This is a genomic window from Acidianus brierleyi, from assembly GCF_003201835.2.
Classification (GTDB): Archaea; Thermoproteota; Thermoprotei_A; order Sulfolobales; family Sulfolobaceae; genus Aramenus; species Aramenus brierleyi.
In genome coordinates this window covers 1,489,662-1,505,861 of the sequence record NZ_CP029289.2, presented here as the reverse complement: position 1 = coordinate 1,505,861, position 16,200 = coordinate 1,489,662, and the positions used below count along the sequence as shown (strand labels likewise).

Annotated in this window: 21 protein-coding genes and 2 tRNA genes; 15 read left to right on the top strand and 8 right to left on the bottom strand. The window is 30.8% G+C overall.

The window, feature by feature from the left end; all coding sequences use genetic code 11:
• Nucleotides 1–15: 15 nt before the first annotated feature.
• Entirely contained in the window at nt 16–2,484 is a 2,469-nt protein-coding gene (locus DFR85_RS24000; RefSeq protein WP_110270450.1) for an MMPL family transporter, read from the top strand.
• Here the strand turns inward: DFR85_RS24000 and DFR85_RS23995 are convergent.
• Entirely contained in the window at nt 2,459–3,409 is a 951-nt protein-coding gene (locus DFR85_RS23995; RefSeq protein WP_110270449.1) for a thiamine-phosphate synthase family protein, read from the bottom strand. The two genes, DFR85_RS24000 and DFR85_RS23995, sit on opposite strands and share 26 nt — an antisense overlap.
• Between DFR85_RS23995 and DFR85_RS23990 the strand changes: the two genes are divergently transcribed.
• Nucleotides 3,372–4,073 carry a DNA double-strand break repair nuclease NurA gene (locus DFR85_RS23990; RefSeq protein WP_110270448.1) on the top strand — a complete coding sequence of 234 codons (702 nt, stop codon included), beginning with the start codon at nt 3,372–3,374 and terminating at the stop codon, nt 4,071–4,073. The two genes, DFR85_RS23995 and DFR85_RS23990, sit on opposite strands and share 38 nt — an antisense overlap.
• A gap of 5 nt (nt 4,074–4,078) precedes the next feature.
• Nucleotides 4,079–5,797: an ATP-binding protein gene (locus DFR85_RS23985; protein ID WP_110270447.1), complete on the top strand. Its 1,719-nt coding sequence runs from the start codon at nt 4,079–4,081 to the stop codon at nt 5,795–5,797.
• A gap of 59 nt (nt 5,798–5,856) precedes the next feature.
• Here DFR85_RS23985 and DFR85_RS23980 read toward each other — a convergent pair.
• Together DFR85_RS23980 and DFR85_RS23975 are read right to left on the bottom strand one after the other, a co-directional pair.
• Nucleotides 5,857–5,944, bottom strand: a tRNA-Gly gene (locus DFR85_RS23980).
• A 42-nt stretch (nt 5,945–5,986) separates the two neighbouring features.
• Complete coding sequence (locus DFR85_RS23975) at nt 5,987–6,883, bottom strand: translation elongation factor (protein WP_110270446.1); 897 nt, start codon at nt 6,881–6,883, stop codon at nt 5,987–5,989.
• Nucleotides 6,884–6,924: 41 nt separating this feature from the next.
• Here DFR85_RS23975 and DFR85_RS23970 point away from each other — a divergent pair, with 41 nt between their 5' ends.
• Complete coding sequence (locus DFR85_RS23970) at nt 6,925–7,191, top strand: TIGR00304 family membrane protein (protein ID WP_110270445.1); 267 nt, start codon at nt 6,925–6,927, stop codon at nt 7,189–7,191.
• A 75-nt stretch (nt 7,192–7,266) separates the two neighbouring features.
• On the opposite strand, the gene DFR85_RS23965 is transcribed toward DFR85_RS23970, so the two are convergent.
• Nucleotides 7,267–7,342 (bottom strand) — tRNA-Gln (locus tag DFR85_RS23965).
• A gap of 142 nt (nt 7,343–7,484) precedes the next feature.
• Between DFR85_RS23965 and DFR85_RS23960 the strand changes: the two genes are divergently transcribed.
• Nucleotides 7,485–8,411: a transcription initiation factor IIB gene (locus tag DFR85_RS23960; RefSeq protein WP_110271830.1), complete on the top strand. Its 927-nt coding sequence runs from the start codon at nt 7,485–7,487 to the stop codon at nt 8,409–8,411.
• A gap of 46 nt (nt 8,412–8,457) precedes the next feature.
• Here DFR85_RS23960 and yciH read toward each other — a convergent pair whose 3' ends face one another.
• Nucleotides 8,458–8,760, bottom strand: coding sequence for a stress response translation initiation inhibitor YciH (gene yciH, locus DFR85_RS23955; protein WP_110271829.1), 303 nt, complete (start codon nt 8,758–8,760; stop codon nt 8,458–8,460).
• 85 nt (nt 8,761–8,845) lie between these two features.
• Between yciH and DFR85_RS23950 the strand changes: the two genes are divergently transcribed.
• The gene (locus tag DFR85_RS23950) at nt 8,846–8,995 is read left to right on the top strand and encodes a DNA-directed RNA polymerase subunit P (protein ID WP_110270444.1); all 150 of its coding nucleotides are present in this window, start codon (nt 8,846–8,848) and stop codon (nt 8,993–8,995) included.
• On the opposite strand, the gene speB is transcribed toward DFR85_RS23950, so the two are convergent.
• Complete coding sequence (speB, locus tag DFR85_RS23945) at nt 8,979–9,860, bottom strand: agmatinase (RefSeq protein WP_110270443.1); 882 nt, start codon at nt 9,858–9,860, stop codon at nt 8,979–8,981. The genes DFR85_RS23950 and speB overlap by 17 nt on opposite strands.
• A gap of 54 nt (nt 9,861–9,914) precedes the next feature.
• Between speB and DFR85_RS23940 the strand changes: the two genes are divergently transcribed.
• From DFR85_RS23940 to DFR85_RS23915, 6 genes are read left to right on the top strand one after another with little or no spacing between them, the layout of a single operon-like run.
• The gene (locus DFR85_RS23940; protein WP_110270442.1) at nt 9,915–11,624 is read left to right on the top strand and encodes a glycine--tRNA ligase; all 1,710 of its coding nucleotides are present in this window, start codon (nt 9,915–9,917) and stop codon (nt 11,622–11,624) included.
• The gene (locus tag DFR85_RS23935; RefSeq protein WP_110271828.1) at nt 11,617–11,970 is read left to right on the top strand and encodes a hypothetical protein; all 354 of its coding nucleotides are present in this window, start codon (nt 11,617–11,619) and stop codon (nt 11,968–11,970) included. The genes DFR85_RS23940 and DFR85_RS23935 overlap by 8 nt, the downstream gene beginning before the upstream one ends.
• On the top strand, nt 11,967–12,371 hold the full coding sequence (locus DFR85_RS23930) for a hypothetical protein (protein WP_110270441.1): 405 nt from the start codon (nt 11,967–11,969) through the stop codon (nt 12,369–12,371). Before DFR85_RS23935 ends, DFR85_RS23930 begins: the two co-directional genes overlap by 4 nt.
• 23 nt (nt 12,372–12,394) lie before the next feature.
• Nucleotides 12,395–13,027, top strand: a complete 633-nt coding sequence (locus DFR85_RS23925) for a DUF47 family protein (RefSeq protein ID WP_110270440.1) — start codon at nt 12,395–12,397, stop codon at nt 13,025–13,027.
• A 1-nt stretch (nt 13,028) separates the two neighbouring features.
• Nucleotides 13,029–13,577 (top strand): tRNA-intron lyase, encoded by a 549-nt coding sequence (gene endA / locus DFR85_RS23920; RefSeq protein WP_110271827.1) that lies wholly within the window; start codon nt 13,029–13,031, stop codon nt 13,575–13,577.
• 33 nt (nt 13,578–13,610) lie between these two features.
• The gene (locus DFR85_RS23915; RefSeq protein ID WP_110270439.1) at nt 13,611–14,015 is read left to right on the top strand and encodes a hypothetical protein; all 405 of its coding nucleotides are present in this window, start codon (nt 13,611–13,613) and stop codon (nt 14,013–14,015) included.
• Here the strand turns inward: DFR85_RS23915 and DFR85_RS23910 are convergent.
• Complete coding sequence (locus DFR85_RS23910) at nt 14,008–14,622, bottom strand: UbiX family flavin prenyltransferase (protein WP_110270438.1); 615 nt, start codon at nt 14,620–14,622, stop codon at nt 14,008–14,010. The genes DFR85_RS23915 and DFR85_RS23910 overlap by 8 nt on opposite strands.
• The gene (locus DFR85_RS32380) at nt 14,556–14,762 is read right to left on the bottom strand and encodes a TRASH domain-containing protein (RefSeq protein WP_110270437.1); all 207 of its coding nucleotides are present in this window, start codon (nt 14,760–14,762) and stop codon (nt 14,556–14,558) included. Before DFR85_RS32380 ends, DFR85_RS23910 begins: the two co-directional genes overlap by 67 nt.
• A gap of 90 nt (nt 14,763–14,852) precedes the next feature.
• On the opposite strand from DFR85_RS32380, the gene DFR85_RS23900 reads away from it, so the two are divergent.
• From DFR85_RS23900 to DFR85_RS23890, 3 genes are read left to right on the top strand one after another with little or no spacing between them, the layout of a single operon-like run.
• Nucleotides 14,853–15,647 (top strand): sulfide-dependent adenosine diphosphate thiazole synthase, encoded by a 795-nt coding sequence (locus DFR85_RS23900; RefSeq protein ID WP_110270436.1) that lies wholly within the window; start codon nt 14,853–14,855, stop codon nt 15,645–15,647.
• Nucleotides 15,648–15,672: 25 nt separating this feature from the next.
• Nucleotides 15,673–16,035, top strand: coding sequence for an eS24 family ribosomal protein (locus tag DFR85_RS23895; protein ID WP_432417906.1), 363 nt, complete (start codon nt 15,673–15,675; stop codon nt 16,033–16,035).
• Complete coding sequence (locus DFR85_RS23890) at nt 16,007–16,198, top strand: 30S ribosomal protein S27ae (RefSeq protein ID WP_110270434.1); 192 nt, start codon at nt 16,007–16,009, stop codon at nt 16,196–16,198. Before DFR85_RS23895 ends, DFR85_RS23890 begins: the two co-directional genes overlap by 29 nt.
• Nucleotides 16,199–16,200: the final 2 nt, after the last annotated feature.

The following is a 16,200-nucleotide window of genomic DNA, read 5'->3' as shown; positions in this document are numbered from 1 at the left end:
TTATTCTAGAAATATATGAAAAAGAGCCTAATTACTGTAATACCTTGGTTACTTCTAATAGTTATATTATCACCTATTACATTACAAATTCAGAATTATTTTGTCTATAGCGATTCTCCTTTTTTAAGTAATGAATATCCCAGCGTTACCGTAAGCCGTGTGTTAGATAACTATTTTAATTTCTCACAAGATTCTACACTTTATATTATAATAAATGGAAATTACAATCAAAGTCTAAATCAAATAGATAAAAATTCTAAATATCTAGAAGATTATAGAATAGTAACTCCATTTCAATATATTAATGAAACAAAAAACGAGTACTCAAAAGAAATCTCTGAATTAGCTAACATTACTGCAGCTTACTTAGAACCTTTTCATAGAATTTATAATAATTTAACTATATTAAAGTATAATCTATTAAAAAATTTCACAAATTTTGAATGCCAATTAAATGTAAGTTTTGGAATACCATTAGATAAATATCATTCTAATTCTAGCAAAGCTAAGGAATTTCTAGTAGCATACTCTATTTTGACTAAAAACGAAACTAAACTAAATGCAGCAAGAGACGCTGGCGCATATGTATTTAAAGATCCATATATTTTATTTTTCTCTTTTAATAATTATAGCAATTTTAGTCTAGCATATAATTTTTTAAAAACCTTTAATAATTATTCTGAGATAATATACGAAATTACAGGGAAATATATTCCAGAATCTGCACTAGTAAATCCGTATAATTTTTCGCTTACTGAAGTTAAAAATAGAATTTTACCTCCACCCATATCGTTAAGCAACTTTCATAAAGGAAACGAATGGCTCTTTTTAATTCAAATTCCAAAAAACGAGAGTCTTATAGATGTTGAAAATTTCATAAAGAATACGAATGGAACAGTTACTGGCCATTTCGCTATATACGCTCAATCTGCTTATTACACTGAAAGTAATTTAAAATTAATAGATATTGTAACGATAATACTAGTAGGTTCACTTCTTATAATATTATTACGTTCATTATTACCTATTTTATTATTATTAGCTAGTGCAGTAATAGGTATAGAAATTTCATATACTCTGCTTTATCTTTTAACTTTTACTGGTTATCAGATTTACTACATTTCTGGATTAGTTATACCTCCAATAGTGTTTGGAATTACTATAGACTATTCAATACTTTTTATTTATAGATATTTTGAAGAAATCAAGAAGAAGAGTAATAATCCAATTAAAACTGCGTTAAAAACTGCTGGAAAAGGTGCAATATTTAGCGGTCTATCAATAACTTTAGGCTTCATGTCTTTCGTATTCTCTCCCTCTCCATTACTAAAAAATATTGGGGAAGCGCTAATAACAGCGTCAATATCATCAATAATTCCTGCTGTAATATTTACATATACTGCATTAAAGGCTATACCAATATCCTGGTTAGGCTATCCTAGACGCGATATTCCTAGTCCAGTAGATTCTAGAATAAAATATTTAGAAAAAGTAGCTTCGTCCTCTATCCATAGAAAGACTATAGTGATATTCGTAATGATTATACTTACCTTATTTTCGTTTTCTGTGTTTTATACTCACTCTACTAATATTAATATTAATGAAATAGTTCCTTCTTATTCATCGTCAGTAATTGGAGAAAAATATCTATTAAATTTATTTAATTATAGTATAGATTATATAATAATTCATGGAAATCCAAATATAACTTATACGAAAGTTTATAATTTAAGTAAATATATAATATCAAATAATGGATTAGTATATAGTACATTTTCCATAAATAATATTATTTTAAATAAATCTGAATATATACCTCAATTTTATAGAGATAATTATACTCTAGTCGAAGCCTATATACCTTATCCAGTATTTAGTTCAAAAGCTATTGATTTTACTAAAAGCATTATAAACCAAGGATATGAAGTAGGAGGAAGTAATGCACAAAGAATATATATTGTTAATAATACAGTAAGCAACTATTATAATTTTGTATTACCTTTTACAATTTTAATTATAATCTTTTATTTATTTGTAATACTAGGATCTATTGTAGTACCTATAAGACTAGCATTAACATTAATTGTAAGTTCTTTAACAGGTGTAGCTACTATGGATTTAGTTTTCCATAGTGTGTATTGGTTATCCCCATTAATAGTTTTTGCAATGCTGTTTAGTATAGGAATAGATTATGATATGTTCATAATTCTTAGAATTATAGAAGAAAAAGGAAGTGAAGAGAAAAGAATACTTACAGGAATCAAAAACTCTGGATTAGTAGTAACTGCTGCCGGACTCATACTAGCTGGAGCTTTCTTTTCGCTTGTTGCTACAAATATGAGATTTTTACAGGAAATAGGTTTTTCAGTAGGCTTTTCAGTATTATTTGATACCTTTATAGTAAGACCTATATTTGTTCCTGCAATTATGTCATTCTTAAAGCAATATAACTGGTGGCCTAAGATAAGGAAGATAATTCGATAATTTCTTTATACTTTCTAGAAATTTCAATTACCTTTCTTACAACTTCTAACGGATTTTTACCAAAAATATATGTTATTGGCTCTACTCCTTTTCCTCCTAGATGTATAACGGCGTCTCCACCATTAAAAGCTTTGGCAATATCTTTTGCCAAAATATCATCGTTAGCGTAATCTTTAGGTCCTGCTAAGGTAAACTTATAACCTAATTTCTGTAATGAATTTTTCACATTTTCATCATATTTTATATTCATAACTGAGCGTATTTCAGGATAATTGATATTTATTGCTAATAGAATTTTAGCTAAATGATTACTAGCCCCCCACATAGGTCTAGAGACTGGAGTTGGAATACCTCTAATTTTAGTTATCCTGCCTGCTATAGCTATCACATCGTTTATTTCTCTCGGATTTTTCCTAGCAAAGGCTATATTGCTTAAAACTTCTGGAATTAATGGACTAATAATTTCGTTTTGAAGCATAGAAGTAGCTAAAGAAAGCTGTTCTTCTTCATCTTCCTTATATAGTTTTTCACAAATGTTACAATCTTGTGGTATTAGAGGATTGACTTTCCTATGATATGAACAAAATCTTAGCCTACTTAGCATATCCATACTATAAATTGTTATAAAAAACATAGTACTTTTAACATCATTTTTAAGTAAAATTTCAGTTAAATCTGATAAAAACATATTTATTTCTTCTTCTGTAATACCTAATTCCTTTAGTTTATTTAAATATATCGAATCTCTAGTATCTAAATACTGTTTTACTGCTGGTTGTGTTACGCCAAGTAAAGATGCTATTTTACTTTGACTCATATCCATTGATCTTAACTTTTTAGCTTCCAAAGCTCTTATATTTGGCAAGAATACATCAGTAATTAGTGATATGGGAGTTTCCACTTTTATCAAACTAGATAGTAACATTGACTACTCTTTTAAGTTAACTCTTTCAGCAATTGACGGAAGTCTGCACGAAATACCTACAGCAGAAGGAATAGTCTCTTATGTTATAGCAGGAGCTGTAAATTTTACTCTAAATAAACATAAATTAGCTTTTAACTCCTATAATATAACTGATAATATATACGAAGGTTCTGGAGAGGAATTTATGAGAAGAATGGAATACGATCTAGCTAATTCATTAAATTCTGATATTATTTTAATGGATAGAAAGTTATCCATGGATAAAGAAAAAAATATGAAGATTCCTAATAACACAATTGGTATAGTAAAAGACTTTGATCCTAAAATAAGATCAGAATTAAACTATAATGAATATCCATGGCTATTAGTAAAGGAAGAGAACAAAGACATAATTTCTGGATATTTTAAGCTTAATAAATATAGTTGGGTATTTTATTTCGAAAGTAATATAATTGATCCCAAAAAAATATTAACATTATTAAGTATATGTGGGGAATACCCTATACCAGAGGCTTTGGGGTATAATTATCCTTTATTCCTAGCAGATAAGTTAGTAAAATACTACAGAAATAAAATGGAAAAAGCTATGGATATTACTAAAGGTAAATTACTTGAATACAGAGAGTTTAGAAGTATTATGGAATATAGTAGAGCTAAAAAGTGATAAGAATGTTTGAAGATATAAAGGGAAGACTAAGAGAAGTTAAGATAATCACTAGACAAACTGCTGATGGTAGAGGTTCAATTAGCTTTAGAAGCTTTATTATTGAAATGCCATATATAGCAGGGAAAATACTAAACATAGGAAAACTTCTTGCTGTAAAAACAATGGTAGAAAACTCATATTTACTATTAGAAGTAGCTGATTTTTTACCTATGCACTACGGAATGTTAGAACTAGACGAAACTGTACCTAGGGATTTAAGAGAAGAAATTATGCGAAGAGTAGAAGAGAGCTGGAATAAGGAAGATGATAATACTTGGATAGAAGTATATTCTTATCCCATTGGTTACACCTTAGAGCTAAATGGTGAACCTAAGTTTAGAAAAACATATGTGCCTCCACTTGTAGGTTCTACAGTATATGTCTTAGATCAGGATTTTTTTAGAAACTTTGTATGCAAAAAAGACGGAGTTGAAATAGGAAAAGTTATTGGAGAAAATTTGCCATTGAATATTGATCTTATAAAAGCTATAAATTATCATATAGGAATATTTGCTTTCACAGGATCTGGAAAATCTAATTTAACTGCGTCATTAATAAGAAGAATTCTAAAAACTACGGATATGAAAATAGTAATTATAGATATCTCTATGGAATACGCAATCTTACTTCTAGATCAATTGCTAAATATAAATTCAAGATTAGTTTCTACTGAGAGGTTGCCAATAAATTCAGAAGACGCTGCAAGAAAATTCTTAAGGACCCATGTATTACCAGAAGAAATACTAGACTTAAAAGATACAATAAAAGATGTTGCAAATAAAATATATCCAAAAATGAGGCAATTGTATGTTCCGCCTCAAGAATTTCAATATTTAACTTTTGGAGATCTCATGGAAATGGTAAGATCTCAAATAAATGATAAATATACAGCGTATGCACAGAAACCACTCTTTGGATTACTATTACGTAAAATAGATATATTCATGAGAGAAAAAAAATTAGGTAAAGATGATATAGTAGATGATAGTATAATAGGAATTCTAGATGAAATAGAAGAAACAGCAAAAACTAGCGGATTAAAAGAAACTTCATCAATTTTTACTTTTATAAGTACACTAAAGGCATACATTAATTCTCAAGAGTACGAAACTGAAGATTATGATATAGAAAAAATGGCAATAGAAATATTGGACGGTTCTTCGTCTTCACCAAGACTTTTCATTTTGGAATTACCAAATATAGAAGAGTCTAGAAGTATTGTAGCTTCGCTTATAAATGAAGTCATGAACAGAAGAAAGAGATTTTATTCTACATCTCCAATAATGTTCGTAATAGACGAAGCTCAGGAATTCATACCTTTTGATACTAGACAAAAGGACAGAAGTGAGCTTTCTAGTAACGCTATAGAAAAATTATTAAGACATGGAAGAAAATATCATCTACATGCACTAATCAGTACACAGAGATTAGCTTATCTAAATACAAATGTACTGCAACAACTTCATACATATTTTATTAGTACTTTGCCTAGACCATATGATAGACAATTAATCTCTGAAACATTTGGAATAAACGACGTGCTAATGGATAGAACGTTAGATCTCGAGATAGGACAATGGCTACTAGTTAGTTTTAAAGCAGCTTTACCGCACGATGTTCCTGTATTTTTTACAGCAGAAAATAATCTTAATGAACTAAGAACTAATATTAAAAATACTTGAAAATTTCAGGACTCAAGACCATCGTCACTTTTTCTGTTACCCACTGCTCATCACTAATATGCGACCGCCGGGATTTGAACCCGGGACCTCCTGCGTTCTGCCTGATGATGGCAGGCAGGCGTCCTATCCAGGCTAGACTACGGCCGCATTATGTATTTATATTATTCTAAAATATATATTTAACGTAATTTATTTAGGCTCTAGATAGCCTATAACTCTTGACTTACCTTGTTTAGCATTTACATCAATTATTGCTATTCTTTGAGATATTGGAACTTCGAATGGTAAAGACACAAGAGCCTCGTTTTCTTGCCTTTTTATTTCTGCTACTACTGATATACCATTACTTACTACATGATATTTACCATCAGTAAATTTAGACCACGGATAAACTGTAATTTTTGCAGTAAACTCTTTTAATAATTTGGAATTTGATTTTACTAAAGCAAATGAATCTTTTAATTCTTCTTCTTTAACATTTCTCAATGCAAATCCTATTCTTATTCCTGGCATAACTTCTGTCTGATCCTCGTCTAAAACCTGAATGCTTTTTATTTCCACCTCTTTTCCTTGAGGTAGAATCTTCAGTTTGTCATGAACTTTTACTTGAGTAAAGGAAAATCCTGTAATTACTACTCCAACGCCTTTTACAACAAAAGCTCTGTCTATATATACAAAACCTTTTTCATTTTCCTTATTTTCAATTTCTTGAATATCCTTAATTATTTCAAATTTTTCTATTGTTAAACCTTTAAAAATTTTCTTAATATTATCAGAAGGTAAATTTGTAACTATTTTTCCTGGTAATCCTAGAGCATCTATTAGTAGGGCCTCTTCTCCATCTACCCATTTTATATCTTCAGGTATATGTAAAATACAATATGATGATAAACTAACTGCTTCTGCTGCATCCAAAATTTTTTCAGGATATTCCGAAGGCACTAATACTGATCTGATGAAATCACCATTACGCCTATAATATATTCTAATTTTACCTTCTTCATGAAGTTTACCTAGCTTTTCTGCTATTTCATTAGCATCTTGCTTTTTTGATGATAATACGGATATTATTCCCCCATAATACAATAAACGACACCGTTATAAATATCAAAACAATAGAGTAAATTATGAGATTAACCATTATTGGCTTCCTTATAATCTTCATAGGAATGCTCCTTATAATATTCGGATCTATATCGCAAGTTACTCCGCAGTCTACAAGTTCAGCAATTGGCGGACTCGTTCTTATTGGCCCAATACCAATATTTTTTGGAGTTGGACCTCATCAAGCTTTATTACCACTAGTAACGTTAGGGATAATTTTTACAATAATATCGATAATTTTCTTTATATTAAGTATTTATATGTTTAGAAAAAATATAGAGAATAGATGAGAACAGCATTATACTAACATCAATAATAATTGAATTATCATATCATTAAGCAATTAAAAAGAAAATCTTAACAACTGGTAGCCGGGCAGGGATTCGAACCCTGGTCCCAGGGGCCAAAGCCCTAGATCCTTGGCCGCTAGACTACCCGGCTATATTATTTTAGGGAATATAACTATTAAAGGTTAATCCTTGTATCTTATTTAAAAACTTATAGAAAAGCTTATAAATGGCGGAATAGAAAGATTTAAAAGGGTTTTCCCGGTTGTGCCTTATTTCTAGATTAGGTGGTAGACATGAGTAAGGAGCAAGATTCTAAATCTGGTTCATATATCTGTCCTCCAGATAAAATAATTTTTGACGCTGATAGAGGAGAGTATATTTGCACAGAAACTGGAGAAGTAATAGAAGATAGAATAGTAGATCAAGGTCCAGAATGGAGAGCATTTACACCAGAAGAAAAAGAAAAAAGAAGTAGAGTTGGTGGACCTTTAAATAATACAATTCATGACAGAGGACTTTCCACGCTCATTGATTGGAAAGATAAGGATGCTATAGGAAGAAATCTTGATCCAAAAAGAAGATTAGAAGTTTTAAGATGGAGAAAATGGCAAGTTAGAGCAAGGATACAGTCGTCAATAGACAGGAATTTAGCTCAAGCAATGAACGAACTTGAGAGAATAGGAAACTTGCTAGGCTTACCTAAATCAGTAAAAGATGAAGCTGCATTAATATATAGAAAAGCAGTAGAAAAAGGATTAGTTAGAGGAAGATCTATAGAAAGCGTAGTAGCAGCATCAATTTACGCTTCATGTAGAAGAATGAAAATAGCTAGAACACTAGATGAGATAGCACAGTATACTAAAGCTAATAGAAAAGAGGTTGCCAGATGTTATAGATTGTTACTACGAGAATTAGACGTAGATGTACCGGTTTCTGATCCTAAGGATTATGTAACAAGAATAGGTTCATTGTTAGGTTTAAGTGGAGCCTCTATGAAGCTTGCCGCAGAAATCTTAGAAAAAGCTAAAAATGTTGGATTAACTGCAGGTAAAGATCCAGCAGGTCTTGCAGCTGCTGCAATATACATAGCAGCACTTCTTAACGATGAAAGAAGAACTCAAAAAGAAATAGCACAAGTTGCTGGTGTTACCGAGGTTACTGTTAGAAATAGATATAAGGAGTTAATACAAGAACTAAAAATAGAAATACAAAACCAATAACTTAGCAATTTTCAAATTAGTTATTTTTAATTTTATTCTTTTTAATCTATTCTATAACCATTATATTACTTTCTGGAAATCCTAGCTTAATTAGCAAATCTTTTACTTTTTCTCTATGATCGCCTTGAATCTCTATTCTACCATTCTTTACAGTACCTCCTGCAGCCAACTTAGATTTTAACTCCGAAGCTATTTTTTTAAGTTCAACGTCAGAATCTGAAATACCTTCTATTACTGTAACTTCTTTACCATATCGTCGCCTTTCTAATTTTACCTTTATAAACTGTTCCTCTTTATTTAACTGCTCACATATTTCTGGTGGAAGTCCTCCACACAAATTGTCTGTCATTTTACTAAAATATTTATTAGAAATCCCCTTTTTGAGCTTTTCTATTAGAAATAGCTTTAAATCATTGCTAAACATTCATACTTCTATGGCAGATAAATATAGATGCGGCAAATGTTGGAAAACATTTGATGATGATAAATTAAAAGTTTTACCAGGAGTTAGATGTCCTTATTGTGGGTATGATATAATATATATGATAAGAAAACCTACAATAAAAGTTATAAAAGCGACTTGAATATCGAAGCTGCAGTTTCTAGAATTATTTTCGATGCTAATACTGTAGTTATACCGGAAGGGTCATAAGGAGGAGATACCTCGACTACATCAAATCCTATTATTCTTTTATCTGTGATTAAATTTACTATATCTAATATTGTAGATGGATCTAATCCTTCTGGTTCTGGAGTAGCGACGCCAGGCGCATATGACGGATCTATTGAATCCATATCGAATGTGATATAGATCTTATTGCATCCTTCGAAATGCGTCATAACTTTTTTACTGACTTCTCTAGGACCTAAAAGTTTTACTTGATGAGAAGTTATAAATGGAATACCAATAGAATTAGCGTAATCAATTTCCTCTTTACTAACTGCTCTTGTTCCAATTTCAAATATTCTTGTGCTTCTTTCACTTATTCTTCTCATAACGCATGCATGATCATACTTATATCCCATGTATTCATCTCTTAGATCTAAGTGTGCATCGAAACTTAATACGCAATCAGGATTTAGCCCTTTAGTAGTTCCTACGGTTATAGTATGTTCTCCGCCAATCGAAATCAAAATTTTTCCTTTATCTTTAAAATAACTTGAGACCGTTGAAATTCTCCTTATATTCTCTTCAGCGTCAGACGAATGTAATATTATATCTCCTACATCGTTAAAACCTACATCTCCCATATCAATTCCAGTCCTTATAGAATAAAATTCTATATACTGTGCAGCATCTCTAATGTATGAGGGAGCAAATCTACTTCCTGGCCTATAACTGCTTGTTATATCCATAGGAATCCCTAATACAATGAACGGAGATGCTGGCTTATTAAAACCAGCAAATTTTCTTGAATCGTATAGATAAAGTAATCTAGGATCTTCCATACCTCATAACGGGTTGAAGAAATTTATAAGTTTGGCTTTACTGATAAAGGTCTTGTGAGTGAAGTAGATAAGGTAATCGAGTTAGCTAAAAGGAGAGGCATATTTTGGCCATCTTATGAGATATATGGAGGAGTAGCTGGATTATATGATTTAGGTCCAGTAGGAGTTAGAATAAGAAATAAAATATTGAATATATGGAGAAAATTCTTTATTGAAAATAATAAAGAATTTGTAGTAGAAATAGAAACTCCAATAATAACACCTGCTAAGGTCTTAGAAGCTAGTGGTCATGTACAAAACTTTACTGATCCTATAGTAGAATGTACAAAGTGCCATAAAATATTTAGAGCCGATCATTTGATTGAAGAGCAAATAAAAATTAATGCAGAAAGATTTTCAGTATCAGAACTTAATGAAATAATAAAGGATAAAAATATTAAATGCCCAGTTTGTGGAGGAGACTTAGGAGAAGTTAGACTATTCAATTTATTGTTTTCGACGAATATAGGTCCATATTCTGGGAATACAGGATTCTTAAGACCAGAAACTGCACAAGGTATGTTTACTGCGTTTAAGAGAGTATATGGAACCACTAGAGAAAGACTGCCTCTAGGAATTGCTCAAGTAGGTAAAGTAGCTAGAAACGAAATATCGCCTAGACAAGGTCTAATAAGAATGAGAGAATTTACTATCATGGAAATAGAATTTTTCTTTGATCCAGAAGATTTAGAAGTTCCTTTAGATAAGTTTGAAGATGACTCTATTAATGTACTTTTAGGAAGTGAAAAAATTAAAGGTCAGGAAAATCCAGTGCAATATAAACTAAAGGAGCTTATATCTGAAAAAATAATTTTAAATCCATGGATGGGATTTTGGATGGCTACAGCAAATAGATTTGTGAACTATCTAGGAATACAAAATACCTATTTTGAGGAAAAATTACCACAAGAACGAGCTCACTATTCTAAGCAAACTTTTGATCAGATTGTTGTCGTTAAAGGAGAAAAAGTAGAGATATCTGGACATGCCTATAGAGGAGATTATGATCTAAGTAGACATTCAAAGGTAAGTGGAGAAGATTTAACAATATTCAAGAAATACGACTCTCCTAGAATCGTTAAGAAAAAAATTACAATCATAAATAAGGATAAGTTAAATAAGGAAGGATCAAATTTCACTAAAGAATTCATGAAGAATGTAATGTCACATACTGTAGAAGAAATAGAAGAAATGATAAATAGTGGATATTCTATAGATGGCAAAAAGATTTCTGAATTCATAACGGTAAGTGAGAGAGAAGAAAAGGAAACTGGTAAAAAGTTCTTCCCTCATGTGGTTGAGCCGTCATTTGGAGTAGAAAGATGCTTGTTCTTATCAATAGCTAATGCCTATACTGAGAAAAAAGATAGAGTAATATTATCTTTACCTAAGTCTATCGCGCCTTATGAAGTTGCAGTATTCCCTTTACTAGATAGAGAAAATCTTATAAAAAAAGCAAGAGAAATTTATGACATTTTGAAAGATAAGTTTGATGTAATATATGATGATTCAGGAAGTATAGGAAAAAGGTATGCTAGAGTAGATGAAATAGGAGTACCTTATGCTATAACTATAGATCCCCAAACTCTTGAAGATAATAGTGTAACGATAAGAGAAAGAGATAGCTGGTCTCAAATAAGGGTTAAGGAAGATAAATTAACTACTTCATTAGAGAAGTTATTTAGTGGAGAGCAATTTAATAAGTTAGGTGAAGAAAATGAGTAAACAAGACGAAGATAATGAAAAGAAAGTAGATATAAAATCATTAGTAAATGTAATTCCTCCGGCGTCTGCGTTAAAAAGTGGAGAAAGAGCCACAATTAGAGAAAAAAGAGTAAAGATAAAGAAAAAACCAGAAGTAGAAAAAGGAACAATAATAATTTCAATAAAACTCTATAACGAGATGAAGATAAAGAGTAAAGCAGAAATCTCTGTAAAAGGAAAAAGAATGGAATTTCAAACGATTCCTCAAGACGGATTGCAAGAAATAGAAGTATGGGCTAATCCTGAAGATATGATAAAATTAGGCCTCGAAGACAATAGTACTGTGACATTAAGGGTAATTCAATGAATGAAGGAGAACTAAAAATACTCAAAGTATTAAAAGATTTTGAAGAATTTATTGAAGATCATTCACAATATCTAGAGGAGCTAGAAAATATGATAGCTATAGCAGAACCAGATTATAATAGAGCAGTAAGAATAGTAAGAAGAATAAGAAGGGTTAGGAAAAATATCCTAGAAGGAACTTCTATAATTCTTCAAAATATATCCGAAGTTAAAGATCCAAATATTAAAGAGGAAAGTATTGGAATAGTAAGCTATCTTCAACTAATCGGGTTAAAAGACGAAAAAGATTTACTTAGAAGTTTAAACGAACTAGTTAAAAAATCTGGATATGATCTTGATATTCAAAGTGATATAGAACAACTAGATGGTGCCATAGCCTCGCTCTCAAAGCTTAGTTTTTAAGCAATAACTACTGTTGTCTATTAATGAGTATAGCTCATTTAACATTAGAGGAAAAATTACAGCAGATAAGTCTAAAATTAATTGATGAAATACGCGCGTTTTATGAGTTCTTAACTGTAAAAAGTCAGAATCCTATGCAATTATATGCCAAAATAGACGGAATAAAAAATAGTGTAGAAAATGAAAAATACTTACTAGGTGAATATATTATAAAAATTAAAGAAGGATTAGATGATAAGGATTTATATATTAACATACTAGATAGGCTAGAGAAGATATCTCAAAATCTTGACGCGGGAGCTTATAGATTAAGTGTATTGAGGACTCGAAATACTGAAATTGACAATCTTACATATAAGCTAATTATTATAATTTCAGAAAAAATATTGGCTTCATTAACACATTTAATTGAAAGTATAAAGAGCCTATCTACTGATGCAAAAAAATCTATAGATAGTGCAAGAAATATTCTAAAACTAGAAGAAGAAGTTGATGATTTGTATCGAAATGTTGAATTAAAATTATTTGAAAGAAAATATGAAGATCTAATATATGTAATGCTTATGAAAGATATAGTAGATAGGCTAGAGGATAGTGAGGACTTAATTAGAGATTCGGCTAATGATATTACGTATATAGCATTTGGGAGAATATAAAATGGCTATACATGCTGTTTTATTTTATGACCGTATAGTTATACCTAATCCTCAAGAAGGTATGAGCGTTTATAAATCAGGATTTTATGGCAAACCTTTGGGAATAGCAAAGCCAAAAAAAGACGAAGATCTAAAAAGACCATTAGAAGTCTCGTTAATTGAGGGACTTTATTTAGTAAAAAAAGGGAAAATAGAGGTTTATAATATAGACAATAAAATGGATGAAAATGATCTAGAAAAATATGCCAAATCTATAATAAATAGATTTGATATTCTTTATGCAGTATATGAAGATTTACGAAACAAAGGCTTTATAGTAAGATCTGGAATAAAATTTGGTGCTGATTTTGCGATATACACGCTGGGTCCTGGAATAGAACATGCACCATATGTCATAATTGCCTTAGACGAAAATGCCAAATTAATGGCTAATGAATTAATGAGCTTTGGACGTGTATCGCATAGCACTAAGAAAAAACTAGTATTAGGATTAGTTAATTTAAATACAAGAAGCGTAAGATACATAATATTTAAATGGGTGAAAATGTAACTATTTTATAGAAAAAGACTTTGGGGGTTTGTATTGAGAAGTAATTTCAACGAAAGAGGATTCAAACCACAGAGAAATCAATTTTCAGATAATGAACCTAAGCCCCTTCCTTTGGGTGAAAAATGTAACTACTTATGTCCATATTTTAGATGCAATAAGAGAGCATTAATGATACAAACAAAATATGCGAAGGGTAGTCCTTACAAAGTAGGATTTTGCAGATGGGTTGGAGATACTTGCATTACAGGAGACTGCCAATATGCGTATTGTGAAAAAAGAGCACTCTTACCTGGTAATAAATGTGCCTTTGCAGTAAATAAAAAGGACGGAAACAAAGACGATCTAGAAAAGGAGCTCAAGGAAGAGGACGATTACGAAAATAAAGTAAAAGAGTTAATATCCAAGAAACTTGGTAAAAAAGATGTAGATCTCATCTAGTCCATCGTTTATATACTGAATTAGATATTCCCAAGGAATCTAATGTTTTTCCAATTATGAAATTTATTATGTCGTCTATACTTTTAGGTTTAGTATAAAATGCAGGTGAAGCTGGAAGTATAATTGCACCAAGATTTGAAAGCTTTAATGCATTAGATAATTCTAAGGGACCTAACGGCGTTTCCCTTATTACTAGGACTAATTTCTTTCTAGTTCTAATCATATTTATAGCCGTTCTAGAAATCAAATTAGACGCTATACCGTTTGCTATTTCAGCTAAAGTTTTAATACTGCATGGTATTATTGCCATACCCTTAGTTGTTACAGTAAAGCTTGAACTAGATGGAGGAGCATCTATATCTTTTTCTGAAAAAATATTAGAAGTATAATTAGAAAGGATCTGTAATATATTAAATTCGTTTTCTCGTTCAGCGACTTTCTTAGCTCCTTCACTTACTATTACATAAACTTTATAATTCATTTCGACTAATTTTTCAACAAATTTTATTCCATATATTATTCCACTGGCCCCAGTTATTCCTACAATAATTGATTTCTTTTTGTTCCAGTTTTCTGCTCTTGTCTCTTTAGCCACTCTCTCATCCACTGATTATAACACTGACTACTACAAAAAGTCCATGGCTTATTATTACAACAAGTTTTTACTACTATTGGATTTGTGTTTATTATTTTTCCGCACCAATCACATCTATAATTTCCATATTTGTTCTCGACTTGAAATGGCATTAATCTAATTAGTTCTATAACATTATTTATATATTGCCGTAATGAAACTACTATAAATTGGTTTATAAGTATCTTATAAGTATTCTACATATGCAAACTATAAATATAAAGCAAGTAGATGAAATAAAGATAAGTAAATATATTTTAAAGTATACATTTGAAGATTGGAATAATATCATAGATAGCGATGTAGTTATAGTTGGCGCTGGACCTTCAGGGATGACAGCAGCATATTTTCTAGCAAAAGAAGGCCTAAAAACTGTAGTATTTGAGAGAAGACTAAGTTTTGGTGGTGGAATTGGTGGTGGAGCAATGAATTTTCATAAAATAGTTATAGAAAGTCCTGCAGATGAAGTATTGAAAGAATTAAATATAAAATTACAAAAAGCAGAAGAAGGTATATATATAGTAGATTCTGCAGAATTCATGGCTAAACTTGGAGCTTCGGCAATAGACGCTGGAGCTAAAATTATTCATGGAATAAACGTAGATGATGTAATATTTAGAGAAGACCCACTAAGAGTAGCCGGAGTAGCAGTTGAATGGACCTCAACACAAATGTCTGGACTTCACGTAGATCCATTATTCATTTCTGCAAAGGCAGTTGTGGATGCTACAGGTCATGATGCCGAAATTCTATCTGTAGCTTCAAGAAAAATTCCAGAACTTGGAATATCGATACCTGGAGAAAAATCAGCTTATAGCGAAATAGCAGAAGAATTAGTAGTTAATAATGCTGGGAAAGTAGCCCCAGGTTTATATACTACAGGTATGGCAGTGTGTGAGATTAAAGCTTTACCTAGAATGGGACCTATATTTGGAGCTATGGTTCTTTCTGGCAAAAAAGTTGCTGAAGATATAATAAACGACTTGCACAACTCTTAAAATCAACATTTTTATATTTAAAATGATGAGTCAAGCTCAACAAATAAAAATTTCGGATAAAGTACAGGGAGTTATAGAAAGAGACTTTTCAAACAAAGTTGTAGATAGAAGAGAATTAACTATAAAACTTTTTCATATAGGAACTGGAACTCCGTCAAGACAAGAACTAATAAAATCATTATCTCAGTTAATAAACGCTCCTGAAGATAAAATTGTTATAAGAAAAATATATACTAGCTACGGAGCTGGAATAAGCGTAGCTAAAGTTCATATTTATAATAAAAAAGAAATTTTAGAGAAATATGAACCTAAGCATTTATTAAGTAGAGGAATAGGAAAGAAGAAAGAAGGTGAACAAAATGCCAGCCAAGAACAAAAATCAAGTTAAGGCTATAGTAAGAACTTATTATGAATTAGACAATGGTAAAGTTAAATTAAAGAATAAAAAATGTCCCAGATGTGGAAGCGTTATGGCCCATCATTTAAAACCTAAAGAAAGATGGGCTTGTGGAAAATGTGGATATACTGAGTTTGTCACGGGGAAAAAATAAGA

Bases quoted from the DNA above. Each gene is read 5' to 3' on its own strand.
- DFR85_RS23930 (WP_110270441.1), top strand. From the start codon at position 11,967: ATGAATGAAGGAGAACTAAAAATACTCAAAGTATTAAAAGATTTTGAA.
- DFR85_RS23950 (WP_110270444.1), top strand. From the start codon at position 8,846: ATGGCAGATAAATATAGATGCGGCAAATGTTGGAAAACATTTGATGAT.
- DFR85_RS23925 (WP_110270440.1), top strand. From the start codon at position 12,395: ATGAGTATAGCTCATTTAACATTAGAGGAAAAATTACAGCAGATAAGT.
- DFR85_RS23970 (WP_110270445.1), top strand. From the start codon at position 6,925: ATGAGATTAACCATTATTGGCTTCCTTATAATCTTCATAGGAATGCTC.
- endA (WP_110271827.1), top strand. From the start codon at position 13,029: ATGGCTATACATGCTGTTTTATTTTATGACCGTATAGTTATACCTAAT.
- DFR85_RS23960 (WP_110271830.1), top strand. From the start codon at position 7,485: ATGAGTAAGGAGCAAGATTCTAAATCTGGTTCATATATCTGTCCTCCA.
- DFR85_RS23995 (WP_110270449.1), bottom strand. From the start codon at position 3,409: ATGTTACTATCTAGTTTGATAAAAGTGGAAACTCCCATATCACTAATT.
- DFR85_RS23935 (WP_110271828.1), top strand. From the start codon at position 11,617: ATGAGTAAACAAGACGAAGATAATGAAAAGAAAGTAGATATAAAATCA.
- DFR85_RS24000 (WP_110270450.1), top strand. From the start codon at position 16: ATGAAAAAGAGCCTAATTACTGTAATACCTTGGTTACTTCTAATAGTT.
- DFR85_RS23900 (WP_110270436.1), top strand. From the start codon at position 14,853: ATGCAAACTATAAATATAAAGCAAGTAGATGAAATAAAGATAAGTAAA.
- DFR85_RS32380 (WP_110270437.1), bottom strand. From the start codon at position 14,762: ATGCCATTTCAAGTCGAGAACAAATATGGAAATTATAGATGTGATTGG.
- DFR85_RS23985 (WP_110270447.1), top strand. From the start codon at position 4,079: ATGTTTGAAGATATAAAGGGAAGACTAAGAGAAGTTAAGATAATCACT.
- DFR85_RS23990 (WP_110270448.1), top strand. From the start codon at position 3,372: ATGGGAGTTTCCACTTTTATCAAACTAGATAGTAACATTGACTACTCT.
- yciH (WP_110271829.1), bottom strand. From the start codon at position 8,760: ATGACAGACAATTTGTGTGGAGGACTTCCACCAGAAATATGTGAGCAG.
- DFR85_RS23895 (WP_432417906.1), top strand. From the start codon at position 15,673: ATGAGTCAAGCTCAACAAATAAAAATTTCGGATAAAGTACAGGGAGTT.
- DFR85_RS23890 (WP_110270434.1), top strand. From the start codon at position 16,007: ATGCCAGCCAAGAACAAAAATCAAGTTAAGGCTATAGTAAGAACTTAT.
- speB (WP_110270443.1), bottom strand. From the start codon at position 9,860: ATGGAAGATCCTAGATTACTTTATCTATACGATTCAAGAAAATTTGCT.